Here is a 23,395-nt window from a genome sequence, read left to right as displayed (position 1 = left end):
CAAACTGTCGCATCGTTCAGTTCATACAGGAGTCAACCATGAGTAAAATTGGCATTAATGGTTTTGGTCGCATCGGACGCCTCGTCCTGCGCCGTCTGCTTGAAACTCAGGACAGCAACACCGTCGTCGCCATTAACGACCTCACCTCCCCCAAGGTGCTGGCGTATCTGCTAAAGCATGACTCGAATTACGGTCCCTTCCCCTGGAGCGTCGATTTCACCGAAGATTCCCTGATTGTTGATGGCAAATCGATCTCCGTCTACGCCGAAAAAGAGGCCAAACACATTCCATGGACCACGGCGGGCGTCGATCTGGTGGTTGAATGTACCGGTTTTTATACCTCGGAAGAAAAGTCCAAAGCCCACCTGGACGCCGGGGCGAAAAAAGTGCTCATCTCCGCTCCCGCAGGCGAGATGAAAACCATCGTCTTTAACGTCAACGACGACACGATTGACGCCAGCGACACCATTATCTCGGTCGCCTCCTGCACCACCAACTGCCTGGCGCCGATGGCGAAAGCACTGCACGACGCCTTTGGGATTAAAGTCGGGACCATGACCACCATCCATGCCTATACCGGCACCCAGGCACTGGTCGACGGGCCGCGCGGGAAAGATCTGCGCGCCTCACGCGCGGCGGCGGAGAACATTATTCCGCACACCACCGGGGCGGCAAAAGCGATTGGGCTGGTGATCCCGGCGCTCAGCGGCAAGCTCAAAGGCCACGCCCAGCGCGTACCGGTGAAAACCGGATCGGTGACAGAACTGGTGTCGATTCTGGAGAAAAAAGTGACGGTCGATGAGATTCACGCCGCGCTGAAAAAAGCGACCGAAGGCAACGACTCTTTTGGCTATACGGACGAAGAGATCGTCTCTTCCGATGTGATCGGTTCCCACTTTGGCTCGATCTTTGATGCCACTCAGACAGAGGTGTCCGAGGCGGGCGACCTGCAGTTGGTAAAAACCGTCGCCTGGTATGACAACGAATACGGCTTCGTCACCCAGCTGGTGCGCACGCTGGATAAGTTCGCCGCACTCTGATTTACAGCGGGCAGCCAGGCTGCCCGCGTATCGCAAATTACGACTGCAGATACACTACCTGGGTTTGCAGATATTCGTGCAGACCGTGTTTCCCGTCTGCCCCGCCGATACCCGATTTCCGCCAGCCCGCATGGAAGCCCTGCATCGCTTCAAAGTTCTCGCGGTTGATGTAGGTCTCGCCGAACTTCAGCCCTTTGATCGCTTGCATCGCCACATTCAGATTTTGCGTGTAAATGGACGAGGTGAGGCCATACTCACTGTCGTTAGCCATCGCCAGCGCCTCATCCAGAGAATCAAACGCCACCACCGGCAGCACCGGCCCAAAGGTCTCTTCATGCATAATGGTCATCTCCTGGCGCACATCCAGCAGCAGCGTCGGCGGATAGAAATAGCCTTTGCCTTCCACCGCTTTGCCGCCCAGTGCAACTCTGGCCCCTTCCTGTACCGCACGCGCCACTTTTTGTTCCACGCGCTCAAGGGCAGCGGCGTTAATCAGCGGGCCCATCGCAATATCATTCCGCTCGGCCGGATTGCCAAACTGCACCGCTTTCATCGCTTCACCCAGACGGTTCACAAAGCGGTCGTAAATGCCTTTTTGCACATACACGCGCTCGGCGCAATTACAGACCTGCCCGGTGTTAATGACGCGCGAATCGACAATCGCTTTCACCGCCAGCTCAAGATCCGCGTCATCCATCACGATAGCAGGCGCTTTGCCGCCCAGCTCCAGGCACACTTTGGTGATGTTTTTCGCCGCTGCGGTCATGATTTTCTCCCCGGCGGTGACGCTGCCGGTCATGCTTACCATCGCCACTTTCGGGTTGCCCGCCAGCTCCTGCCCGACGGTTTCGCCGCGCCCAAGCACCAGGTTAAAGACCCCTTTTGGAAGTCCGATGTCATCGACGATTTTGGCAAACGCAATCGCATTATTTGGCGTGAATTCGCTCGGCTTGATGACGATGGTGTTGCCCGTCAGCAGCGCAGGTGCCAGCTTGCGGGCAATCAGGAAGAACGGGAAATTCCACGGCAGAATGCCGGTCGTTACGCCCAGCGCACGTTTAAACACCAGAATGTTCTCGCCCGGACGGTCGCTCTGAAGAATTTCCCCTTCGTAGCGGCGCGCCCATTCAGCCATATAGTCGATGTAATCGGCGGTGAAACTGACCTCCACGTCGGCCAGTTGCTGAATTTTGCCACCTTCGGCCACGATCAGGGCGCTGATCTCACTGGCGCGCTCGCGAATACCGGCGGAAATTTTGCGCAGCCAGTTGGCGCGTTCAATCGCCGGGAGGGCTTCCCAGCCGGCCTGCGCGTGTTCGGCGGCCTCTATCGCTTTGCGGGCGTCTTCGGCACGCCCATCGGGAATACGGGAAATGACCTCTTCGGTGGCGGGATTGGTTACATCAATCCAGGTTTCACCTTGCCAGGCAACAAACTGTCCATCGATATACATAGGATGTTGTACGGGTACTGTCATGACCTGCTCCTGTAATTGCACTGTTTTTAACAAGTAAAATTAATGTTAAAAATTACAATCAGGCGTCAGGTTGCCTATCGTATCGCGCTGTTTTTGTGAGATATCTCAAAAAAGAAACGGGTCAGCAAAACAATGACATTACAGACTGGCAACATAAAATGCCCGTTTGCGACACAGGGTGCGCAAACGGGCATCACTTACAGCAGAGAGCGACTGACCAGCGCGTCGGTGAGAGTGGTATCGTGGCGCAAAATCTGCCACGCGGCTTCCACATCAGGCGGGATCTCGACATGAGCGATAAAGTCCCGCCCCACCGGGCCGTAGCCGTTCGCGTCGTCCCGCAGGCGCGGGAGTTCACCCAGCACCAGCGACAGATAACGCTCAACCGGCCAAAGCCCCTCACCGCCGCCACTAAACACCAGGCCGTTTTCGCTGTTTTGTAGATGCGGAGTGATCCCAGGATGGCTGATAAAGTGCGGCGACTGGCGCTCGTCGCGGCACACTCTGGCAAAGGTCGCCATCGTGCGCCGCTGCATGGTCGGGTCCTGTACCACGAGAATGCGTTGCGGGATGGGTGCGTGCTGCTTCAGCAGGTTCCAGCTAAAGCGTGCGTTTTCACCACAGTTGGTGGACTGGTCGTCAATCAGAATACGGTCGTCAGGAATGTGCCAGAACTGACGTGCGATATCCGCCAGAATCGCCGCCTCGGCGCGTCCGGTGGTCGGCACCGTGTTATAGCGCGGGTGGCGCGCCGTCGCCGCATACAGAAACGTCGTCGAGTGGCCGATACCGCCGCTAATTAGCAATGGGATCGCCTGTTCAGACGCGACCCGACAGGCGGCGTCTATCGTCGGGATCACCGCATTCCCGGCAAGGATCACTGCGTCAAACGGCTGGTCGCGCGGGTTATCGTCCTGCGCCAGCCAGTTACCCACCGTGTTAACCGCCGCCAGCGTGGTCTCGGGCAGGCAGGGAAAAAGTGTCAGCGTCATCGTTACCTCCTTACATCAGGTTACTTTCAGGGTAGCGCGTATAAGGTTGTGAAACAGAGGATCTCTCCGAAAGCCGCCCGCACGATACCGCAGTTGAGGGCAATCATATTTGATTTAATGAACTATTTCATATTCACTTGAATTATGATTTCTGCCACAGGTAGAATCCTTAGCCCACTAACTATTCAACTATTCCAAAGGTAACCGACGTTATGCGCCTGCCTCAACGCGATCCTTATGCTCCTCGCGAGTGGCAGCCACATGAAAAACCCGCCCTGCTGGGGTCCCCTTCTACACCGCTGCACAGCACACCGAAAAGAGTGGCCTACGGCGTGGTCGGTTTACTGGTTTGCCTGACGGGAGCGCTTGGCAACGCGATGGTAGCCGCCAACCTGCAAAATCTGCAGGGGACATTCGCCGTCTGGTCGACGGAGATCGCCTGGCTCCCTGCCGTTTACGTGATGACCAACGTCTCGATTAACCTGCTGCTGGTGAAGTTTCGCCAGCAGTACGGGCTGCGCGCGTTTACGGAAGGGTTTCTGGTGCTGTATGTGCTGGTGACCTTTTTCCACCTGTTCGTTAACGATCTCAGTTCGGCGCTGATGGTGCGCGCGGCCCACGGCATGGTGGCCGCCGCCTTGAGTTCACTGGGGATTTACTATCAGATTCAGGCCTGGCCGGCGAAACATCGCCTGAAAGCGCTGACCATTGGCATCACCGGGTCGTCGCTGGCGATCCCCATTGCGCGACTGTTCTCGACGGAGTTACTCCAGCTCGATGAATGGCGCGGGCTGTACTTCTTTGAACTCGGTCTGGCGCTGATTTCGCTCGGCTGCGTGATTGCGCTGAAACTCCCGCCGGGCGACCGCCGTAAAGTGTTCGAAAAGAAAGATTTCATCACCTTCTTCCTGCTGGCACCCGGTATGGCGCTGCTGTGCGCGGTGCTCTCCCTCGGGCGGCTCGACTGGTGGTTTGAAGCGCCGTGGATTGGCTGGTCGCTGGCTCTGTCGCTGGTGCTGATCCTCTCGGCCATTGTTTTCGAGCATAACCGCAGCAACCCCCTGCTCAATACCCGCTGGCTCTCTAGCGGCAGTATTCTGCGCCTGGGATTGATTATGCTGCTCATCCGCATCGTGCTGGCAGAGCAAAACACCGGGGTGATCGGCTGGCTACAGTATGTCGGCCTGCAGAATGAACAGATGACGCATCTGGCCTGGTCGATCCTCGCCGGGATTGTCTGCGGCATAGTCGCCAGTTGCCTGACCATCAAACCCACCAGACTGGCCTGGCCGATAGTCACCTCGCTGGTGCTGATGATTGTCGCGTCGCTGCTGGACAGCCAGTCGAACAATCTGACGCGCCCGGACCAGCTGATGCTGAGCCAGTTTTTGCTCGGCTTTGGCAGCGCATTTTTCCTCGCCCCGGCGATGCTGGCGGGTATTGGCGGTGTGATTGCCGATCCGCGCAATCTGGTCAGCTTCTCGGTGCTGTTTGGCATGAGCCAGAACGTCGGCGGCCTGCTGGGTTCCGCCATCCTCGGCACCTTTCAGACCTGGCGCGAGAAATACCATTCGAACTTACTGGCCGATCAACTCACCACGCTCAATCCGCTGGTCAACGAGCGGCTACAGATTTACACCCAGATGTATCAGAACCTTATTGGCGACAGCGCCCTGCTTAACACCCAGGCCGTCACGCAACTGCAATCTGTCACGACGCTGGAAGCCAATATTCTGGCCTATAACGACACTTATCTGCTGACCGCAGGTATTGCCACCGCCACGCTGGTGTGGATTTTGTGGCGCCTGCTGCGCCTGAGAATCACCGCCCGTCTGGCGCTAAAACACGCCACGGGCACCAAATAATGGAAGAAAACCGAGAATGAACAGCGCATTACCTCCGGAGAGATTATGAGTCAGCAGGATGCCGCCAAAGAGCAGGCCACTACCCGCAATAATTTGCGCATTGTTTCCATTTTTACCGCAGCGGCGATAGGGATTGTCGGGGTGCTGGTGATCCTCTACGCCTGGCAACTGCCGCCCTTTACCCGCCACAGTCAGTTCACGGATAACGCCTATGTGCGCGGGCAGACCACCTTTATCAGCCCGCAGGTTAACGGCTATATCACCGAGGTAAAGGTGCAGGATTTCGTGCAGGTCAAAAAAGGCGATCTGCTGCTGCAAATTGATGACCGCATCTATCGCCAGCGCGTACATCAGGCGCAGGCGCAGCTGGCAATGAAAATGGCAGCGCTGAACAATAATCTGCAACAGCGCAAAAGCGCCGAAGCGGTGATTGCTCGTAACGATGCGGCGCTAATAAACGCGCGCGCCCAGAGTGTGAAAACGCAGGCGGATTTAAAGCGCGTTAAAGATCTGACCGCCGACGGCTCCCTGTCGATTCGCGAACGCGATGCAGCGCTCGCCAGCGCTGCTCAGGGCAGCGCTGATATTGAGCAGGCCAAAGCGACGCTTGAGATGTCGCGTCAGGACCTGCAGACGGTCATCGTCAATCGCGGCTCGCTGGAGGCTGACGTCGAGAGCGCGAAAGCCGCGCTGGAACTGGCGCAAATTGATTTGCAAAACACGCGGATTGTCGCCCCGCGCGACGGTCAGCTCGGACAAATTGCCGTGCGACTCGGCGCCTACGTCACCGCCGGAACCCATCTCACTACCCTGGTGCCGCCGCAGCACTGGGTGATCGCCAATATTAAAGAGACGCAGCTCGCGGATCTGCGCGTCGGACAGCCCGTCTCCTTTACCGTCGACGCCCTGAACGGTAAACGCTATCAGGGCCGCGTGCAGAGTATCTCTCCGGCGACCGGCGTCGAGTTCAGCGCCATCACGCCGGATAACGCCACGGGTAACTTTGTGAAAATTGCCCAGCGTATCCCGGTGCGCATCGAAGTGCTCGGCAAGCCCGAAGAGTCCGCCCTGCTGCGCCCTGGCATGTCCGTTCAGGTGAACATCGACACGCGGGAGGCGAAACAATGACGCTTCGCCCCGTCGTCTGCATGTTGGGTGCGCTGTGGCTGGCAGGCTGTCAGTCGGTGGATGTCGCGCCGGCCAAAAGCACGCTGCACATCCCCGCCGAGTGGCGCGAAAACCGTGGCCCTACCAGCCCAGCGGAGCAGCTGTGGTGGCGCAATTTTCACGATAATCATCTCAATCGCTACGTGGATCAGGCGCTGCAAAATAACAGCGACGTGCTGATCGCCCGCGAGCGGATCAACGAGTATCAGGCGCAGGTCTATGCCGCCGACAGCAGCCTGTTCCCCTCCCTGGATGCGGGTGTAAGCGGTACCCGCGCCCGTGCCCAGTCGGCTGCGACCGGCCTGCCTGTCTACAGCACTTTGTATAAGGGAAGTCTCACGGCCAGCTACGATGTGGATATCTGGGGCGTCAATCGCAGCACCGCGAATGCCGCCGAGGCAACGCTGGAGGCGCAAAAAGCCGCGGCTGCCGCGGCGGATCTGACGGTCGCCTCGTCGGTGGCCTCGGGCTATGTCACCCTGCTTTCTCTTGATGAGCAGTTGCGCGTCACTCAGTCCACCGTGAAATCACGGGAAGATGCGCTGGCGCTGGCCAAACGCCAGTTCGAGACAGGCTACAGCTCGCGCCTGGAGCTCATGCAGTCGGATTCCGAGCTGCGTTCGACGCGCGCGCAGATCCCGCTGCTCCAGCATCAGATCGCCATGCAGGAAAACGCGCTCAGCCAGCTTCTGGGTGCGAATCCCGGTGCAGTGGCGCGCAGCAACAGTTTCAGCGTGCTTACGCCGCTGCCATTGCCGTCGCAGCTGCCGTCGACGCTGCTCAATCGCCGCCCGGACATTGTGCAGGCGGAACGCCAACTGATCGCCGCCGATGCCACGCTCGCCGCCTCCCGCGCCAGCCTGCTGCCGTCGATCAACCTCACCGCCACAGGATCGATACAGGATCGCACGCTGCCCGGTTTGCTCGACAATCCGCTGCAGCTCTGGAGTCTCGGCGGCAGCATTCTGGCACCGCTGCTGAACCGCCAGGCGCTGAACGCGCAGGTGGATATCTCCCAGTCCCAGCGTAATCAGGCGCTGTACAGCTATGAAAAGACCGTGCGCAATGCATTCCGGGAAGTGAACGACAGTCTGGATGCGATCACGCGCTATCAGGAGCAGCTGACGGAGTTAATGGCGCAGCAGGATGTGGCCCAGGAGACGCTGCGCATCGCGCAAAACCGTTATCGCAACGGCTACTCCTCCTATCTGGACGTGCTGGACGCCCAGCGCACGCTGTTCTCGGTGCAAACGAATGTGGTACAGGTGAAAAATAACCTGCTGCTGGCGCAGATTGATTTGTATAAGGCGCTGGGCGGCGGGTGGTCTGAGAAAAACTAAAGGGTCAGTCTATGCAACAAACGTGGTCTGCAGTAGATAACTATATGATTTCTTCTCTTATTCCCCAGGATACCGTGCTGCAAAGCGTTCTGGATAATAACAAACGAGCCGGTCTGCCGGAGCATGACGTCGCGGCAAATCAGGGGCAATTACTGGCTTTATTTGTCCAGATGACGCAGGCAAAGCGCATCCTGGAGATCGGCACTCTGGGCGCTTACAGTACGATCTGGATGGCGCGTGCGTTACAGCCTGGTGGCAAAATTATCACCCTTGAGGCCGACCCTGTTCATGCCGAAACCGCCCGGCAGAATATCCGCCTTGCCGGGTTGCAGGCGAAGATTGAGCTTATCGAGGGACCAGGATTGCAATCGCTGGAAGGTTTCAGCGACATCCCCCCTTTTGACCTGATCTTCATCGATGCCGATAAGCCGAATAATCCGGGCTATCTGGAGTGGGCGCTGCGCTACTCCCGCCCTGGCACCGTGATCATCGGGGATAACGTGGTGCGTGACGGCGAGGTGATCAATGAGCAAAGCAATGATGAGCGCGTACAGGGCGTACGGCGTTTTATCGATATGATCGGGGAAAACCCTCGCCTCACGGCCACCGCGCTGCAAACCGTGGGGGTAAAGGGTTGGGATGGATTTACCCTGGCAATGGTGAATAGCTGAACCGTGTTTAGCGCCCGGTTAGCATTGCGCCACCGGGCGTTAATCACACACGTCTTACGACCCGCCGGGTGGCGGCGACGCCTAACCCGGCCTGCAAACTACGCCGTAATCTGCTCCATCGCCTGCAAAATACGCTTGTCGGAGATCGGATACGGCGTACCGAGCTGCTGCGCGAAGAAACTTACGCGCAGCTCCTCGATCATCCAGCGGATCTCCCGCACATCTTCGTCCTCACGACGCGCCGGCGGCAGTTTGTTTAACCACTGCTGCCACGCCTGCTGAACACTCTCCACTTTCAGCATTTGCGCACGATCGCGATGTGGATCGACGGCCAGCTTCTCAAGGCGTTTTTCAATCGCATTCAGATAACGCAGGGTGTCGCCGAGGCGCTTGAAACCGTTGCCGGTAACAAATCCGCGATACACCAGCCCGCCCATCTGCGCTTTCACGTCCGACAGCGCCAGCGCCATGGTCATATCCACGCGCCCTTTCAGGCGTTTGTTGATATTAAACACCGCCGTCAGGATCTGTTCGACCTGTTTGGCGATGGTCACCACGGTGTCGTTCAGCCCGGCGCGCACTTTGTCGTGCAGGGCCGCAAAGCCCTCTTCCGTCCAGACCGGACCGCCCGCCTCGTCTATCAGCTTATCGACCCCACAGGAGATGCAGTCGTCGATCAGATCCAGCACCTTGCCGTACGGGTTGAAGTACAGTCCAAGCTTGGCTTTGTTCGGCAGTTTTTCATGCAGATATTTGATCGGCGACGGAATGTTCAGCAGCAGAAGACGGCGCAGACCACGCCACATGGCCTGCTGTTGTTCCAGCGGATTATCAAACAGCTTGATCGCCACGCTGTCACGCTCATCCACCAGCGCCGGCCACGCCTTCACTCTGTAGTTGCCGCGCTTCTGCTCGTAGTGATTCGGCAGATTGCCGAAACTCCAGATATGCAGCCCGCTCTGCTCGATACCGTCATCGGCAACCGCCGAGAGCGTCTCCTGCACTTTGCCTTTCAGCGCCTCTTTCAGCTCCGTCAGCGAACGGCCTTCGTTGAGCTTTTTGTTTTTATCATCCACCACCCGGAAGGTGATTTTCAGGTGATCGGGTACCTGATCCCAGTGCCAGGATTCGCGGTCAATGGTCACACCTGTCATGCGTCTAAGCTCTTTCTCAAGCGCATCCAGCAGCGGCAATTCCAGCGGCGTGACGCGGCCTAAAAAAGCTTCCGCGTAGTTCGGGGCCGGAACAAAATTACGGCGCACCGGTTTCGGTAGAGATTTGATCAGCGCAATCACCAGTTCGCGGCGCAGCCCGGGGATTTGCCACTCAAAGCCGCTCTCATCCACCTGATTCAACAGCGGCAGCGGAATGTGCACCGTCACGCCGTCGGCGTCTGCCCCCGGTTCAAACTGGTAGGTCAGACGCAGCTTGAGGTTGCCCTGATGCCAGAAGTTCGGATAGTCGAGCTTGCTGACCTGCTCCGCGCCCTCTTTAATCAGCATGCTCTTTTCAAAGTTGAGCAGGTCCGGTGACTCTTTGCTGGCCTTTTTCCACCAGCTGTCGAAGTGACGCGCAGACACCACGTCATGGCTGATGCGCTGGTCGTAGAACTCAAACAGCGCTTCGTCGTCCACGAGGATGTCGCGACGACGGGATTTGTGCTCCAGCTCTTCCACTTCGGCGCGCAGCTTGAGGTTTTCGCGGAAGAAGGCGTGGCGAGTCTGCCAGTCGCCTTCCACCAGCGCATGGCGGATAAACAGCTCGCGGGAGAGCGCCGGATCGATCAGGCTGTAGTTCACCTTACGCGCCGCCACGACCGGCAGGCCGTAAACGGTCACTTTTTCCGTCGCCATTACCGCGCCCTGCGCGCGCTCCCAGTGCGGTTCACTGTACGAGCGTTTCAGCAGGTGCTGCGCGACAGGTTCGACCCACTCAGGATCGATACGCGCCGCAATGCGTCCCCACAGACGGCTGGTTTCGACCAGCTCCGCCACGATAGTCCATTTCGGCGGTTTCTTGAACAAACCGGAACCTGGGAAAATCGAAAAGCGGGCGTTGCGCGCGCCGGTATATTCCTGCTTATCGGCATCTTTCATGCCGATGTGCGACAACAGCCCGGTCAGCAGCGCCATGTGAATCTCGCGGTACTCCGCAGGCTCACTGTTCACCGGAATGCCCAGCTCTTTCACCACCTGCCGCAGCTGGGTATAGATATCCTGCCATTCGCGTACGCGCAGGTAGTTCAGATACTCGACCTTACACTGGCGGCGGAACTGGTTCGACGACAGCGCTTTTTGCTGCTCACCGAGATAATTCCACAGATTCACAAAAGCGAGGAAATCAGACTCTTTATCGTGGAAGCGCTGATGCTTTTCATCGGACGCCTGCTTTTTGTCCATTGGCCGTTCGCGCGGGTCCTGAATCGACAGCGCCGAGGTAATGATCATCGCCTCGCGTACGCAGCCATGTTTCTGCGCTTCGAGCACCATGCGCGCCAGACGCGGGTCCACCGGCAGCTGGCTGAGCTGGCGGCCCAGCGGCGTCAGCTTATAGGCGTTCGCCTGTTCGTCGGTGGTGATTGCCCCCAGCTCTTCGAGCAGGCGCACGCCGTCCTGAATATTGCGTTTATCCGGCGCTTCGACAAACGGGAACGCTGCAATATCGCCAAGCCCAAGGGCGGTCATTTGCAGGATAACGGACGCCAGGTTGGTTCGCAGAATTTCGGGATCGGTAAATTCCGGGCGCGACAGGAAATCGTCTTCGGAGTAGAGGCGAATACAGATCCCTTCCGACACACGTCCGCAGCGGCCTTTACGCTGATTCGCCGACGCCTGTGAAACCGGCTCAATCGGCAGGCGCTGCACCTTGGTGCGATAGCTGTAGCGGCTGATGCGCGCCGTACCCGGATCGATCACATACTTAATGCCCGGCACGGTGAGTGAGGTTTCGGCAACGTTGGTCGCCAGCACAATCCGGCGGCCGCTGTGGGCCTGAAACACGCGGTTCTGCTCGCTGTTAGACAAGCGGGCATACAGCGGAAGGATCTCCGTGTGGCGCAGATCGCGCTTGCTCAGCGCATCGGCGGTGTCGCGGATTTCGCGTTCACCGCTCATAAAGATCAGAATATCGCCGGGGCTTTCGCGGCCCAGCTCGTCAACGGCATCAAAAATGGCCTGCAGCTGGTCGCGATCCGTGTCGTCCGCCTCTTCCACGATCGGGCGATAGCGCACTTCCACCGGATAGGTGCGGCCAGAGACTTCAATGATTGGCGCGTTGTTGAAGTGGCGCGAGAAGCGCTCCGGATCGATCGTCGCGGAGGTAATGATGATTTTCAGGTCAGGGCGGCGTGGCAGCAGCTCGCGCAGATACCCGAGCAGGAAATCAATATTCAGACTGCGCTCGTGGGCTTCATCGATAATGATGGTGTCGTACTGCATCAGCAGCCGGTCCTGCTGGATTTCAGCCAGCAGAATACCGTCGGTCATCAGTTTGACCATGGTGTTGTCACTGACGTGATCGCTGAAGCGCACCTTGTACCCGATGCAGCCACCCGGCTCGGTTTGCAGCTCTTCGGCGATGCGGTTCGCCACCGTGCGCGCCGCCAGACGACGCGGCTGGGTATGACCGATCAGGCCCTTGATCCCACGACCCAGCTCCATACAGATTTTTGGCAGCTGAGTGGTTTTGCCGGAGCCGGTCTCCCCGGCGACAATCACCACCTGGTGATCGCGCACGGCTTCGAGAATTTCCTGTTTTTTCTGACTGACAGGCAGGTTTTCCGGATATTCAATCGCTGGTCGCGCCGCTTCGCGCAGCACGACTTTCCCTGCTGCCTGTTCAATCTCTTTCGCCATCTCCTGGTAAATGGCCTGTTGTGCATCAGGATTTTTAACCTTTTTAACGCCGTGCAGGCGACGCGCAAAGCGCTGCTTATCTCGCAGCATCAGCGTATCGAGCTGTTGCATCAGCTTCGGGAAGGTTAATTTTAGTTGTTCTGTCATAGTGTTAGGGGGCAGTGCTCTGCCAGGCTAAATCTCACTTGAATGATTGCTATAGAGTACCACACCGCCGCTTTGACTGCCTTATTCAAAAAAATCGAACATAGAATTCGATATATTGCGCTATCTCTGCGACAGGATTGTGAATAAAGTGTCAGCAAGCAACGGGGAAACCCCCAATCCAATACAATTTAAGGAATCACCCATGAGCAAAGTATTAGTTCTCAAATCCAGTATTCTGGCAGGGTACTCTCAGTCTGGTCAGCTGTCTGATTATTTCGTTGAACAGTGGCGTGAACAGCATAGCGCTGACGAAATCACCGTTCGCGATCTGGCTGCAAACCCGATTCCGGTACTGGATGGTGAGCTGGTTGGCGCGCTGCGTCCGAGCGATGCCCCACTGACCCCACGTCAGCAGGAAGCGCTGGCGCTGTCTGATGAGCTGATTGCCGAGCTGCAGGCGCACGACGTGATCGTGATCAACGCCCCGATGTACAACTTCAACATCCCGACGCAGCTGAAAAACTACTTCGACCTGGTGGCGCGTGCTGGCGTAACCTTCCGTTACACCGAAAACGGTCCGGAAGGTCTGGTGAAAGGCAAACGCGCAATCGTGCTCTCCAGCCGTGGCGGTATCCACAAAGATACCCCAACTGACCTGGTTGCACCGTACCTGACCCTGTTCCTGGGCTTCATCGGTATCACCGACGTGAACTTTGTCTTCGCCGAAGGCATCGCTTACGGTCCGGAAGTGGCAACCAAAGCACAGACCGACGCGAAATCCGCTATCGACAGCCTGGTCGCTGCATAAGATTTTCCCCTCTCACCGCCTGGTGGGAGGGTTTTTCCTCTCGCTTTATCCGCACCCTATTTCCAACACGCCATGACGCGCCCGCAAATAATAATACGGAATTATTCTGAAATATTTTCGGCAGGATTTTGATGCAAAGAGAAGTTAATTTTTTACAGCAGAAATGAATGCGAGCTATTTGAGGATGATACGTGTATGGTAGCAGGCCAATTACACAGGAAATGCCTATGTCCGATCGCAAAGATGGAAAAGCCCGCCGTAACTTTCTGATTAAATGCCCTTGCCCAAACTGCACTAAAGACTCTGAACACAGCTATACGCGCGTTCAAAAAGGGTCACTGCTCGTTTGCCCTTACTGCAGCACAATGTTCAAATCCAACCAAAAAGTCTGATTTGTTGATCCTCTGCGATTCTGACTACTGAGGCTTTCGCCGTCATCGTGGTTGCAGACTCGCAGAGATCAAAACAGGTTAGTCGCGCAGAACCACGTTAGCGGCAGCCGGGCCTTTCGCGCCAGCGCCCATCACGAACTCCACTTTCTGACCTTCAAACAGTGTGTTGAAATTATCGCCCTGCAACGCAGATAAATTGACAGAAACATCTTTGCTGCCGTCTACCGGAGAAATAAAGCCAAAGCCTTTATCTTCGTTAAACCACTTTACTAAACCAATAATTTTTGCAGACATATAAGGCTCCTTTATTCTGGCCTTTCGGCTGGCAAATTTGTTTAAATCGTAAACGCTGGGCATTAATGCACGGCAGGGCATAATAAGCAATGTTTATTTTAACCGTGCATCAATGTTATCCCTGAAAAGGCCGACGAAAATAATTTTGCCCTGACATAAACAGACAAATTTTATTTCGTTTGCGAGGATTTTGGGCGCAGGTTTTCATCAAAGACCAGACGCGTTCTGCCCGGCTCCACTTCCCGCAGCGGTTCTACCTGATGCAGGGTCATTTTGCAGCGCTCAACCAGCACCTGATATTCACGCGTCCCCTGCTTTTTCCATTCGAGCTCCTGATCGCTCAGCTGACGAATGGCTTTTGCCGGGCTGCCGATAATCAAATAGTTGGCGGGCATTTCGGCTTTGGCTTTCACAAACGCCGCCGCGCCGACGATGCTGTTTTCGCCGATCACCGCGCCGTCCATCACCACCGCGTTCATGCCGACCAGCGCATTTTTACGGATCACGCAGCCGTGCAAAATGGCGCTGTGACCGATATGTCCGTGCTCTTCCACCACCGTATCTTGCTCAGGGAAGCCGTGCATTACACAGTTATCCTGAATATTTGCACCGTCTTTTACCACAATCCGGCCAAAGTCGCCGCGCAGGCTGGCATTCGGCCCGACATAGACGCCTTTGCCCAAAATGACATCGCCAATCAGCACGGCGGTAGGATGAACGTAGCTCTCATCAGGCACGACAGGTGTAAGACCATCTATTTGATATACAGGCATTCTTCCTCCGTTATGGAATATTCAGGCCACCAAAGCGCTGGAAATAGAGCGCCCCCGGAACCGGCAGCTCCCCGACCGAGGTTTCCCCTTTTTCACTGACAAACGCCAGGGCACCCGGTGCCACGCGCTGGTAGATGTTAATGCACAGCTGGCGGGCAGTTTGCCCGGCCCAGTGCGCGGGGAGTAGCTCCTCCGGCAACAGCGGATCTTTCAGCACCACGCGGCGATAAAAATGGATCAACAACAGCTGGATCTGGAAACAGCGCTCCGGCGTTAGCTCATCGGCTCTCGCCTCTTTCAGCAGAGGAAGTAAAGGCCGGAACGAGTCGATAAAGGTTTCGTACATCACGTTTTGTTCCGTGAGCTGCCAGCACTCTTCCACGCGAGAGCGCAGCGCCGCACGCGACAACGCCAGCGGAGAGTGCGCTTCAAAGCAGATCACGTTCTCGGCCACACCCGCTTCATGCAGCAGGGATTGCACATCGGCCATTTTCTGCGACGGTGAGGCCATCAGGCTGGAGGCCAGCGTGCCGAACCCCTGCCAGATGAGCTGTTTTTTCACATCGGCGAGGGTATTTTTATCCAGCCCTTCCGAGAGCAATAACAGCCATTTTCCGTCCCACGCCGGTAGTTCAGCGCGGTAAATTTTGTTCTCTGCGCGACGGGTTAACCGCAGCCCCTTGTCGCTCAGACGATAAAAACTGCGCCTGCCAATTCGGGAGACATCCAGCCAGCCCTCTTTATTCAGGCGAAACAGCGCGGTACGCACAAAGCGCTCGCCAAATCCCATCCCTTCCAGCAGCGCAGCCAGGCTCCCGAGCCAGATTTCACCGCCACGGTGCGAGAGCGAATCGCCATATAAGGATGAAATCAGCGACGTTCCGCTGATGGGCACAGAGCTGACGGCGTGCTGAATAAAAGTATCGAGTTTACTCATCTGATTCATTCTGTTGTGATTTTTGTCCTGGATGAATCATAGCACACAGATACCGCGCAGCGCTGCGCTTGCCCGGCCTACGATAGTTTATAGGCCGGGCGGAGGGTTAACCGTTAGCCGCCACCTTGCGCAGATCAAACACCCGGCAGGCTTTGCCTTCGGAGCGCGGGATACTGCCGCAGTTGACAATCGTCACGTCCGTGGAGATCCCGACCATCGATTTAATGCGATGACGCAGCTGATGACACACCTGGCAGCGCTGCTCGTGGCTCAGCACCAGGCTGCTCTCTTTCAGCTCGACTTTTACCGAAAGTGAATCAAGATGCCCGCGACGGTTCACTTCCAGCTGGTAATGCGGCGACAGATGCTCGAACTTGACGATCTCCTCCTCCAGCTGTGACGGGAAGACGTTCACCCCGCGAATAATCAGCATGTCATCGCTGCGCCCGCTGATACGATCCATGCGGCGCATGGTGCGCGCCGTCCCCGGCAGCAGTCGCGTCAGGTCGCGGGTGCGATAGCGGATCACCGGCAGCGCCTCTTTGGTCAGGGTGGTAAACAGCAGTTCGCCCTGCTCGCCGTCGGCCAGAGGTGTGCCGTCGTTCGGGTTGACGATCTCCGGATAGAAGTGATCCTCCCAGATGGTCGGGCCGTCGGCAGTGTCGATGCACTCCATCGCCACGCCCGGGCCCATCACCTCTGACAGGCCGTAAATATCCAGTGCGGTAATCCCCAGACGTCGCTCAATTTCATGGCGCATCGCCATCGTCCATGGCTCTGCGCCAAACACGCCGACGCGCAGGGAACATTGGCTGGCGTCGCCGCCCATCTGACGCTCCAGCTCTTCAATCAGGTTCAGGCAGTAGGACGGCGTGACCATGATCATATCCGGCTGGAAATCGCGGATCAGCTGCGCCTGTTTCTCCGTCTGCCCGCCGGACATCGGGATCACCGTCGCGCCTAACCGTTCAGCGCCGTAATGCGCACCCAGCCCGCCGGTAAATAAACCGTAACCATACGCCACGTGAATTTTGTCTTTCGCGGTGCCACCGGCCGCGCGTAGGGAACGGGCCACGATATTGGCCCAGTTATCGATATCGTTTTGGGTATAGCCCACCACCGTCGGTTTACCGGTGGTGCCGGACGAGGCGTGAATGCGCACCACCTGCTCCATCGGCACCGCGAAGGTATCGAACGGGTAGTTATCCCGCAGATCCTGTTTGGTCGTGCAGGGAAATTTATTGAGATCGGACAGCTCTTTGAAATCGTCAGGATGCACGCCCGCAGCGTCGAATTTGCGTTTGTACATGGGTACATTGTTATAAGCATGCTTCAGCGTCCACTTCAGGCGTTCAGTTTGCAGCGCCTGTAATTCGTCCACCGAGGCTGTTTCAATGGCATCAAGTTGTGTTGTTGTCGTTGTCATTTTGTAGGGTACTCGCAGGTAGTTTTGCTCAAACACGCTCCAGGATCAGGGCAATGCCCTGGCCCACACCGATGCACATCGTACAAAGCGCGTAGCGCCCGTTGCGTCGATGCAATTCATTACTGGCCGCCAGCACCAGTCGTGCGCCGCTCATCCCCAGCGGATGGCCCAGGGCAATCGCGCCGCCGTTCGGGTTTACGTGCGCGGCATCATCCGCTAACCCCAGCTGGCGCAACACGCCCAGAGCCTGCGATGCAAACGCTTCGTTCAGCTCAATCACGTCCATATCGTTAATGCTCAGACCCGCGCGCTCCAGCACTTTGCGTGTGGCCGGAACCGGGCCAAGCCCCATCAGTCGCGGTTCGACGCCGGCACTGGCCATCGCCACGATGCGCGCACGCGGGGTTAACCCCTGCTGCTGCGCCATCTCACGGCTGGCAATAATCAGCGCTGCCGCACCGTCGTTCACCCCCGATGCGTTCCCGGCCGTCACGACGCCGTTTTTACGAAACGGGGTTTTGAGTGCGGAAAGCTGCGCTAAGGTGGTGTCGGCGCGGGGATGTTCATCCACCCGCACTTCGGTGATAACGCCCTTTTTGCCCGCCACGCTCACCGGCACGATCTCCTGCGCCAGAATGCCGTTCTGCTGGGCCTGCGCGGTACGCTGTTGGCTGCGCAGCGCAAACGCGTCCTGATCGGCGCGGCTAATATTTAACAATTCAGCTACATTCTCTGCCGTTTCGGGCATGCTGTCAGTTCCGAATTGCTGATGCATGAGCGGATTCACAAATCGCCAGCCAATGGTGGTGTCGTACATCTCTGCCTGACGCTGGAAGGCTGTGGTGGCTTTGCCCATCACAAACGGCGCACGGGACATGGACTCAACGCCACCGGCGATCAGCAGATCCGCATCGCCCGCTTTAATTGCGCGCGCCGCAAACCCCACGGCGTCCAGCCCGGAGCCGCACAGACGGTTGATGGTCGTGCCCGACACCGTCTGCGGAAAGCCCGCCAGCAACGCGGCCATGCGCGCCACGTTGCGGTTATCTTCCCCGGCCTGGTTCGCGCAGCCGAAAATCACATCGTCAATACGTTCTGCATCCAGGTGCGGATAACGCGCCAGCAGCGCGCGCAGCGGGACGGCCGCCAGATCGTCTGCACGCACGCCGGACAACGCACCGCCATAACGCCCCACCGGGGTACGAACACCATCACAGATAAATGCATCACGCATCAGGCTTCTCCTGTCACACTGCCGCCAATGCGGTGCGATTTACCGCGGAACAGGGCGACTGTTTTTTGTTGTTGGTTAGTAATTTCGATGTCGTACACGCCGGTCAGTTTGCCCTGATGTTTCACGCGGGCGCTGGCGGTCAGCTTGTCTCCGGCAAACCCTGGGCGCAGAAAATCAATGGAGCAGGCCGAGGCCACCGCCGCCAGCCCCTGGCTGTTGCAGGCGTAGGCGAACGCCGTATCCGCCAGCGAGAACAGCTGGCCACCGTGGCAGGTTTTGTGGCCGTTGAGCATCTGCGGCGTGATGGTCATGGTCAGCACCGCGTAGCCCTCGTCCATCTCGATAATGTCGATCCCTAGCGCCTGGGCGCAGGCATCGTTTTCATACATGGCGCGGGCGTTGTGCCAGGCGTTATGACTCATAGCTACTCTCCAGAAGCGCACGCTGGCGCAGCAGTGAACAGGGGCGATAACGTTCTTCGCCGTAGTGGCGTTGCAGGTTTTCCAGCAGAATCAGCAGGCGCTGCCAGCCCAGACGTTCCCCCCAGGCAATAGGCCCGACGGGATAGTTCACGCCGAGGCGCATGGCGGTGTCGATATCCTGCTCGCTGGCCACCCCTTTCTGCAGGGCATCCAGCGCTTCGTTGATGATCATCGCCACGGTGCGCCAGATCAGCAGACCGGGATAATCCGCACTTTGCAGAACGCGTTTTCCCTGCTGCTGCAGGTGATAAATCGCTTTTTGCGTGGCGGAGTGCGGATTACTGGCCGCTGCGGCAATCACCACGGCGTCGCCGTCCATTCGATCGACCACCACCACCGGTGAATTAAGGCGCAGGGCGAGGCTTTGCGCGGTTTCGCCGGTAGTTTCCACCAGCAGCACTTCGTCGATTTCCGTGACACCGTCACTTCTTTTAGCGATGGTCGTCGGGCTAAAGGTCGCGCCGACCGGTTCCAGCCACTGGGCGGCTGGCCGCTCGCTGTGCCAGTCGTAAACCCCCTGCCCGGTTTTCTTACCGAAACGTCCGCCAAGCACCAGCTCCTGCTGAACCAGCGACGGCAGAAAACGGCGCTCCTGCCAGAAAGCGTTAAATACCGAGCAGGTCACGGCAAAGTTCACGTCCTGCCCGATCAAATCCGTCAGCTCCAGCGGCCCCATCGGGAAACCGCCGCCTTCGCGCAGCGCGGCGTCGATGTCCTGCGCCGGGGCGACATTCTCTTCCAGCGCGCGCCAGGCTTCGGAGTAGAACGGGCGCGCCACGCGGTTGACGATAAACCCAGGCGTGGACTGGCAGCGCACCGGCTGTTTGCCCCAGTTCAGCGCCAGCTCGCACAGCAGATCCGCCACTTCGGTTGACGTCCCCAGCCCGCTCACCACTTCCACCAGCTTCATCACCGGCGCCGGGTTAAAGAAATGCAGCCCGGCGACGCGTTCCGGATGGCGCACCTCGGCAGCCACCGCGGTGATTGAAATCGACGAGGTGTTACTGGTGAGCAGCGTCTGCGGCGGGCAGATATCGCCCAGCTGTTTGAACAGCGCTTTTTTCACCTCAAGGCGCTCGGAGGCCGCTTCAATCACCAGATCGGCGGCGGCGAGCGCCTGGATATCGTTAACGGGGAGCAGACGCGCGACGATTTTTTCGCTGGCCTCGGAGGACAATTTTCCGCGCGCGACGCGGGATTCCAGCCGCGTGCGGATGCCCTCGATGGCGCGAACCACGGCGTCTGAAGCGATGTCGTACACCAGTACCTGATGTCCGTTGCTGGCGGCCACTTCCGCGATCCCGGCCCCCATGGTGCCGCTACCGATCACGGCGACGGTGTGAATTCTCATCGTCATCTTATTTCCCCGTGAAATTCGGCGGGCGTTTGGCGAGAAACGCGCTCACGCCTTCGCGATAGTCGTCGCTGCGCCCGGCCAGTCGCTGATAATCACGCTCCAGATCGAGCTGTTCGTCCAGGGTGTTGGTTTCGGCGGCGTTCATCGCCTGTTTGATCAGCCCCAGACCCAAGGTCGGCTGAGAGGCAAAATGGATCGCCAGTTTCTGCGCGGTGGATGACAGTTCTTCATCGTCAACCACCTGCCAGATCATCCCCCAGGCGTGCGCCTGCTCTGCGCTCAGCTTATCGCCCAGCAGCGCCAGCCCCATGGCCCGCGCACGTCCGGCGACGCGCGGCAGCAGCCAGGTGCCGCCGCAATCCGGCACCAGCCCGAGTTTGCTAAACGCCATCATGAAGTTCACGGAACGCGCGGCGATCACCATGTCGCAGCCCAGCGCCAGCGTCGCGCCTGCTCCCGCTGCCACACCGTTCACCGCCGCGATCACCGGTTTCGGCAGTTTTGCCAGGCGGCGTACCAGCGGGTTGTAGAAAGTTTCCACGGAGTAGCCGAGATCCGGCGCGGGGCCGTTCGGATCGACGTTGCGATCATTCAGATCCTGCCCGGCGCAAAAACCGCGTCCGGCACCGGTAATCAACAGGCAGCGGATAGTGTCATCCCGTTCGGCCTGCTTCAGGCACTCGGAAAGCTGCTGATGCATGACATCGTTAAAGCTGTTCAGACGCTCCGGGCGGTTCAGCGTAATGGTCATCACGCCCTGCTCAACATGACTCAGAATAAATTCCACAATTAGCGTCCTTTAAAGTCGGGGGTGCGTTTTTGTAAGAAAGCGGCGATGCCTTCCCGGCGGTCTTCCGTGGCAGACAGCAGCGTAAACAGCTGACGCTCCTGAGCCAGGCCGGCCTGTAGCGGCACTTCCTGCGACTGGCGCAGCGCCTGTTTCGCGGCCTGCAACGCCAGCGGAGAATGACGCGCCATCAGTGCGGCCTGCTTCAGGGCATATTCCAGCACCAGCGCCGACGGGAATACGTCGCTCACCAGCCCCGCCAACTGCGCCTGCTGCGCGCTAATACTTTCGCCCGTCAGCACCATTTTGCTGGCGAGGGACTTGCCGACGCTGCGGATCAGACGCTGGGTGCCGCCCGCGCCCGGCATAATGCCAAGTGTGATTTCCGGCAAACCAAAACGGGCGTTGTCTCCGGCGATCACCACGTCACACAGCAGTGCCAATTCGCAGCCTGCGCCGAGCGCAAAACCGTTTACGGCGGCAATCAGCGGTTTGTTAAAAGCGTTAATGCGCGCCCAGATCAGCGGGCGAACGTCGTTCAGCGTGGCGGGCAGATCTTTCTCCGCCATCTCGTTGAGATCGGCCCCGGCGGCAAAGCAGCGTTCGTTGCCATAAATGACACAGGCGGAGATCTCGCCATCAACCGCAGCGGCTTCCAGCTCGTCCGCCAGTTGCGAAAGCAGCGCGTTGTTCAGGGCGTTGCGCGCCGCCGGACGGTTCAGCGTCAGCTGCAGCACGCGACCATGACGGGTGACAATCAGCTCGCTCATGCCATCCCCTTCGCGTCAAAATCGACCACCACGTCGGCGGTCAGCGGCAGCGCCTGGCAGCTCAAGACATATCCCGCCGCCAGCTCGTCCGGCTCCAGGCTGTAGTTGGTCGCCATATCGACTTTTCCGCGCAGCACCTTGCATTTGCAGGTGGCGCAGACGCCACCCTTGCAGGCGTACGGCAGATCTGCGCCCTGACGCAGGGCCGCATCGAGAATGCTTTCGTCGTCAGCGGTGAGCGTGATTTCGCGGTCGCGGCCATCCTGACGAACGGTCACTTTCTGCCCCTGCGCCTGAATCGTCGTCGCGCGTTTCACGGCGCTCCCCGGCGTATTAAAGCGCTCAAGGTGTATAGTTTTCTCCGGCATCCCCAGCGCTTTCAGCGCCAGCTCGGCGTCGTCCATCATCGCCGAAGGGCCGCAGATAAAGGCTTCGTCGAACAGGCTGAAATCGATCAGCGTTTTTCCCAGCTGCTGCAATTTTTCGCCGTCGATACGCCCGTGCAGCAGTTCACTGTCGAGGGTCTCCTGACTGAAAATATTCACCAGCTGCAGGCGCTGCGGCCAGGTGTCTTTCAGATCCGCCAGCGCCTGGCGGAACATCATGCTCTGGCTGCTGCGGTTACCGTAGATCAGGGTGAAATGGCTCTGCGGCTCGACCTGCAGGGTGCTGGAGATAATCGCCAGCATCGGCGTGATCCCTGAACCGGCGGCAATCGCCAGATAGCGCCCGGCGCGTTCCGCCTGCGGCTGATAGCCAAAGTGACCCTGAGGGACCATCACCTCCAGCGCCATACCCTGTTTGATCTCATCGCGGGCATAGCGAGAAAAACGCCCGCCGTCGATGGCTTTCACCGCCACGCTGATTTCGCCCGGCGTTACGCTGCGACAAATGGAGTAGCAGCGGCGTAACTCTTCGCCTGCCAGCTGCGCTTTGAGCGTCAAATGCTGACCGGGGCGGAAACGGTAGGCGTCCTGCAAAGTCTGTGGGATCGCGAAAGTAATGGTCACCGCATCGCGGGTTTCGGGTTCCACTTTTGCCACCGTTAAGGAATGAAACGTTGTCATGGCAACCTCAGATACATTTGAAATAGTCGAAAGGTTCACGGCAGGTGTTACAGCGATAGAGCGCTTTACAGGCCGTTGAACCAAATTCACTGATAACCGACGTGTCGGTGCTCGCGCAGCGCGGGCAGGCCACCTCGGCAGGGGCATGCGCATGGCAGCTATGGCCTACCGGCGGGCTGATGCCGTATTCACGCAGTCGCGCGCGGGCGTCGTCGGTCATCCAGTCGGTTGTCCAGGCCGGGTCAAGCTGCAGGACGATATGCACCGGCGTAAAACCGTGGGCGGTCATCGTCTCGCGAATGGCGCCGAGCAGATGCTCCGTCGCCGGACAGCCCGAATAGGTTGGCGTAAAGCCAATCACCCAGCCGCCCGCCTGTGCGCAGACGCTGCGCACCATGCCTAAGTCGGTGATGGTGAGTACCGGCACTTCCGGGTCCGGGATCTGGCTTAACAGCGACCAGATTTGCGGGATTTCCGCCGGGGCGATCTCAGCGAGACGTTGCATAGCGACCTCC

21 protein-coding genes are annotated in these 23,395 nt (G+C 58.3%); 7 read left to right on the top strand and 14 right to left on the bottom strand.

The features are described from left to right. Positions 1–38 precede the first annotated feature (38 nt). Entirely contained in the window at positions 39–1,040 is a 1,002-nt protein-coding gene (gap, locus tag ABIE11_RS02460) for a type I glyceraldehyde-3-phosphate dehydrogenase (protein WP_100780221.1), read from the top strand. 37 nt (positions 1,041–1,077) lie between these two features. Here the strand turns inward: gap and aldA are convergent, their stop codons facing one another. Next, on the bottom strand, positions 1,078–2,517 hold the full coding sequence (gene aldA / locus ABIE11_RS02455; RefSeq protein ID WP_429183862.1) for an aldehyde dehydrogenase: 1,440 nt from the start codon (positions 2,515–2,517) through the stop codon (positions 1,078–1,080). A gap of 197 nt (positions 2,518–2,714) precedes the next feature. After that, positions 2,715–3,509: a YdcF family protein gene (locus tag ABIE11_RS02450; RefSeq protein WP_429183860.1), complete on the bottom strand. Its 795-nt coding sequence runs from the start codon at positions 3,507–3,509 to the stop codon at positions 2,715–2,717. Positions 3,510–3,721: 212 nt separating this feature from the next. On the opposite strand from ABIE11_RS02450, the gene ABIE11_RS02445 reads away from it, so the two are divergent. The 4 genes from ABIE11_RS02445 to ABIE11_RS02430 are packed head-to-tail and all read left to right on the top strand — an operon-like array spanning position 3,722 to position 8,552. Then, on the top strand, positions 3,722–5,374 hold the full coding sequence (locus ABIE11_RS02445) for an MFS transporter (protein WP_429183858.1): 1,653 nt from the start codon (positions 3,722–3,724) through the stop codon (positions 5,372–5,374). Positions 5,375–5,419: 45 nt separating this feature from the next. Continuing rightward, positions 5,420–6,502 carry an HlyD family secretion protein gene (locus ABIE11_RS02440; protein ID WP_429183856.1) on the top strand — a complete coding sequence of 361 codons (1,083 nt, stop codon included), beginning with the start codon at positions 5,420–5,422 and terminating at the stop codon, positions 6,500–6,502. Beyond that, positions 6,499–7,881 carry an efflux transporter outer membrane subunit gene (locus ABIE11_RS02435; protein ID WP_429183854.1) on the top strand — a complete coding sequence of 461 codons (1,383 nt, stop codon included), beginning with the start codon at positions 6,499–6,501 and terminating at the stop codon, positions 7,879–7,881. Before ABIE11_RS02440 ends, ABIE11_RS02435 begins: the two co-directional genes overlap by 4 nt. Before the next feature lie 11 nt (positions 7,882–7,892). Further along, positions 7,893–8,552: an O-methyltransferase gene (locus ABIE11_RS02430; RefSeq protein ID WP_429183852.1), complete on the top strand. Its 660-nt coding sequence runs from the start codon at positions 7,893–7,895 to the stop codon at positions 8,550–8,552. Positions 8,553–8,650: 98 nt separating this feature from the next. On the opposite strand, the gene hrpA is transcribed toward ABIE11_RS02430, so the two are convergent. Next, positions 8,651–12,553: an ATP-dependent RNA helicase HrpA gene (gene hrpA, locus ABIE11_RS02425; protein ID WP_429183850.1), complete on the bottom strand. Its 3,903-nt coding sequence runs from the start codon at positions 12,551–12,553 to the stop codon at positions 8,651–8,653. A gap of 202 nt (positions 12,554–12,755) precedes the next feature. Between hrpA and azoR the strand changes: the two genes are divergently transcribed. Both azoR and ABIE11_RS02415 read left to right on the top strand, forming a co-directional pair. Next, complete coding sequence (azoR, locus tag ABIE11_RS02420; protein ID WP_095281956.1) at positions 12,756–13,361, top strand: FMN-dependent NADH-azoreductase; 606 nt, start codon at positions 12,756–12,758, stop codon at positions 13,359–13,361. Positions 13,362–13,582: 221 nt separating this feature from the next. After that, positions 13,583–13,753 (top strand): YnfU family zinc-binding protein, encoded by a 171-nt coding sequence (locus tag ABIE11_RS02415; protein ID WP_312153733.1) that lies wholly within the window; start codon positions 13,583–13,585, stop codon positions 13,751–13,753. Between the two features lie 78 nt (positions 13,754–13,831). On the opposite strand, the gene ABIE11_RS02410 is transcribed toward ABIE11_RS02415, so the two are convergent. The 11 genes from ABIE11_RS02410 to paaD all read right to left on the bottom strand — a co-directional run bounded on the left by ABIE11_RS02410 (position 13,832) and on the right by paaD (position 23,385). After that, positions 13,832–14,047 carry a cold shock domain-containing protein gene (locus ABIE11_RS02410; RefSeq protein ID WP_100780228.1) on the bottom strand — a complete coding sequence of 72 codons (216 nt, stop codon included), beginning with the start codon at positions 14,045–14,047 and terminating at the stop codon, positions 13,832–13,834. Between the two features lie 170 nt (positions 14,048–14,217). Then, positions 14,218–14,820: a phenylacetic acid degradation protein PaaY gene (paaY, locus tag ABIE11_RS02405; protein ID WP_100780229.1), complete on the bottom strand. Its 603-nt coding sequence runs from the start codon at positions 14,818–14,820 to the stop codon at positions 14,218–14,220. A 10-nt stretch (positions 14,821–14,830) separates the two neighbouring features. Then, a complete protein-coding gene (paaX, locus tag ABIE11_RS02400; RefSeq protein WP_100780230.1) occupies positions 14,831–15,766 on the bottom strand; it encodes a phenylacetic acid degradation operon negative regulatory protein PaaX in 936 nt (311 codons plus the stop codon). A 97-nt stretch (positions 15,767–15,863) separates the two neighbouring features. After that, positions 15,864–17,183, bottom strand: a complete 1,320-nt coding sequence (gene paaK / locus ABIE11_RS02395) for a phenylacetate--CoA ligase PaaK (protein ID WP_100780884.1) — start codon at positions 17,181–17,183, stop codon at positions 15,864–15,866. Positions 17,184–17,211: 28 nt separating this feature from the next. After that, on the bottom strand, positions 17,212–18,417 hold the full coding sequence (gene pcaF, locus ABIE11_RS02390; protein ID WP_429183846.1) for a 3-oxoadipyl-CoA thiolase: 1,206 nt from the start codon (positions 18,415–18,417) through the stop codon (positions 17,212–17,214). Continuing rightward, positions 18,417–18,839: a hydroxyphenylacetyl-CoA thioesterase PaaI gene (paaI, locus tag ABIE11_RS02385; RefSeq protein WP_100780232.1), complete on the bottom strand. Its 423-nt coding sequence runs from the start codon at positions 18,837–18,839 to the stop codon at positions 18,417–18,419. Before paaI ends, pcaF begins: the two co-directional genes overlap by 1 nt. Continuing rightward, positions 18,829–20,256 carry a 3-hydroxyacyl-CoA dehydrogenase PaaH gene (gene paaH / locus ABIE11_RS02380; protein ID WP_429183844.1) on the bottom strand — a complete coding sequence of 476 codons (1,428 nt, stop codon included), beginning with the start codon at positions 20,254–20,256 and terminating at the stop codon, positions 18,829–18,831. The genes paaI and paaH overlap by 11 nt, the downstream gene beginning before the upstream one ends. A gap of 1 nt (position 20,257) precedes the next feature. Beyond that, entirely contained in the window at positions 20,258–21,046 is a 789-nt protein-coding gene (gene paaG, locus ABIE11_RS02375; RefSeq protein WP_100780234.1) for a 2-(1,2-epoxy-1,2-dihydrophenyl)acetyl-CoA isomerase PaaG, read from the bottom strand. Further along, positions 21,046–21,813, bottom strand: coding sequence for a 2,3-dehydroadipyl-CoA hydratase PaaF (gene paaF / locus ABIE11_RS02370; RefSeq protein ID WP_429183842.1), 768 nt, complete (start codon positions 21,811–21,813; stop codon positions 21,046–21,048). The genes paaG and paaF overlap by 1 nt, the downstream gene beginning before the upstream one ends. Next, positions 21,810–22,880, bottom strand: a complete 1,071-nt coding sequence (gene paaE / locus ABIE11_RS02365) for a 1,2-phenylacetyl-CoA epoxidase subunit PaaE (RefSeq protein WP_231275648.1) — start codon at positions 22,878–22,880, stop codon at positions 21,810–21,812. Before paaE ends, paaF begins: the two co-directional genes overlap by 4 nt. A gap of 7 nt (positions 22,881–22,887) precedes the next feature. Further along, complete coding sequence (gene paaD, locus ABIE11_RS02360) at positions 22,888–23,385, bottom strand: 1,2-phenylacetyl-CoA epoxidase subunit PaaD (RefSeq protein ID WP_181827840.1); 498 nt, start codon at positions 23,383–23,385, stop codon at positions 22,888–22,890. Positions 23,386–23,395 lie beyond the last annotated feature (10 nt).

It is taken from the genome of Lelliottia sp. 489 (assembly GCF_050435885.1).
GTDB lineage: Bacteria > Pseudomonadota > Gammaproteobacteria > Enterobacterales > Enterobacteriaceae > Enterobacter > Enterobacter nimipressuralis.
This window is presented reverse-complemented; position numbering and strand designations above follow the sequence as displayed.

Coding starts and splice junctions, on each gene's coding strand:
- gap (WP_100780221.1), top strand. CDS start 39: ATGAGTAAAATTGGCATTAATGGTTTTGGTCGCATCGGACGCCTCGTC.
- aldA (WP_429183862.1), bottom strand. CDS start 2,517: ATGACAGTACCCGTACAACATCCTATGTATATCGATGGACAGTTTGTT.
- ABIE11_RS02450 (WP_429183860.1), bottom strand. CDS start 3,509: ATGACGCTGACACTTTTTCCCTGCCTGCCCGAGACCACGCTGGCGGCG.
- ABIE11_RS02445 (WP_429183858.1), top strand. CDS start 3,722: ATGCGCCTGCCTCAACGCGATCCTTATGCTCCTCGCGAGTGGCAGCCA.
- ABIE11_RS02440 (WP_429183856.1), top strand. CDS start 5,420: ATGAGTCAGCAGGATGCCGCCAAAGAGCAGGCCACTACCCGCAATAAT.
- ABIE11_RS02435 (WP_429183854.1), top strand. CDS start 6,499: ATGACGCTTCGCCCCGTCGTCTGCATGTTGGGTGCGCTGTGGCTGGCA.
- ABIE11_RS02430 (WP_429183852.1), top strand. CDS start 7,893: ATGCAACAAACGTGGTCTGCAGTAGATAACTATATGATTTCTTCTCTT.
- hrpA (WP_429183850.1), bottom strand. CDS start 12,553: ATGACAGAACAACTAAAATTAACCTTCCCGAAGCTGATGCAACAGCTC.
- azoR (WP_095281956.1), top strand. CDS start 12,756: ATGAGCAAAGTATTAGTTCTCAAATCCAGTATTCTGGCAGGGTACTCT.
- ABIE11_RS02415 (WP_312153733.1), top strand. CDS start 13,583: ATGCCTATGTCCGATCGCAAAGATGGAAAAGCCCGCCGTAACTTTCTG.
- ABIE11_RS02410 (WP_100780228.1), bottom strand. CDS start 14,047: ATGTCTGCAAAAATTATTGGTTTAGTAAAGTGGTTTAACGAAGATAAA.
- paaY (WP_100780229.1), bottom strand. CDS start 14,820: ATGCCTGTATATCAAATAGATGGTCTTACACCTGTCGTGCCTGATGAG.
- paaX (WP_100780230.1), bottom strand. CDS start 15,766: ATGAATCAGATGAGTAAACTCGATACTTTTATTCAGCACGCCGTCAGC.
- paaK (WP_100780884.1), bottom strand. CDS start 17,183: ATGACAACGACAACAACACAACTTGATGCCATTGAAACAGCCTCGGTG.
- pcaF (WP_429183846.1), bottom strand. CDS start 18,417: ATGCGTGATGCATTTATCTGTGATGGTGTTCGTACCCCGGTGGGGCGT.
- paaI (WP_100780232.1), bottom strand. CDS start 18,839: ATGAGTCATAACGCCTGGCACAACGCCCGCGCCATGTATGAAAACGAT.
- paaH (WP_429183844.1), bottom strand. CDS start 20,256: ATGACGATGAGAATTCACACCGTCGCCGTGATCGGTAGCGGCACCATG.
- paaF (WP_429183842.1), bottom strand. CDS start 21,813: ATGAGCGAGCTGATTGTCACCCGTCATGGTCGCGTGCTGCAGCTGACG.
- paaE (WP_231275648.1), bottom strand. CDS start 22,880: ATGACAACGTTTCATTCCTTAACGGTGGCAAAAGTGGAACCCGAAACC.
- paaD (WP_181827840.1), bottom strand. CDS start 23,385: ATGCAACGTCTCGCTGAGATCGCCCCGGCGGAAATCCCGCAAATCTGG.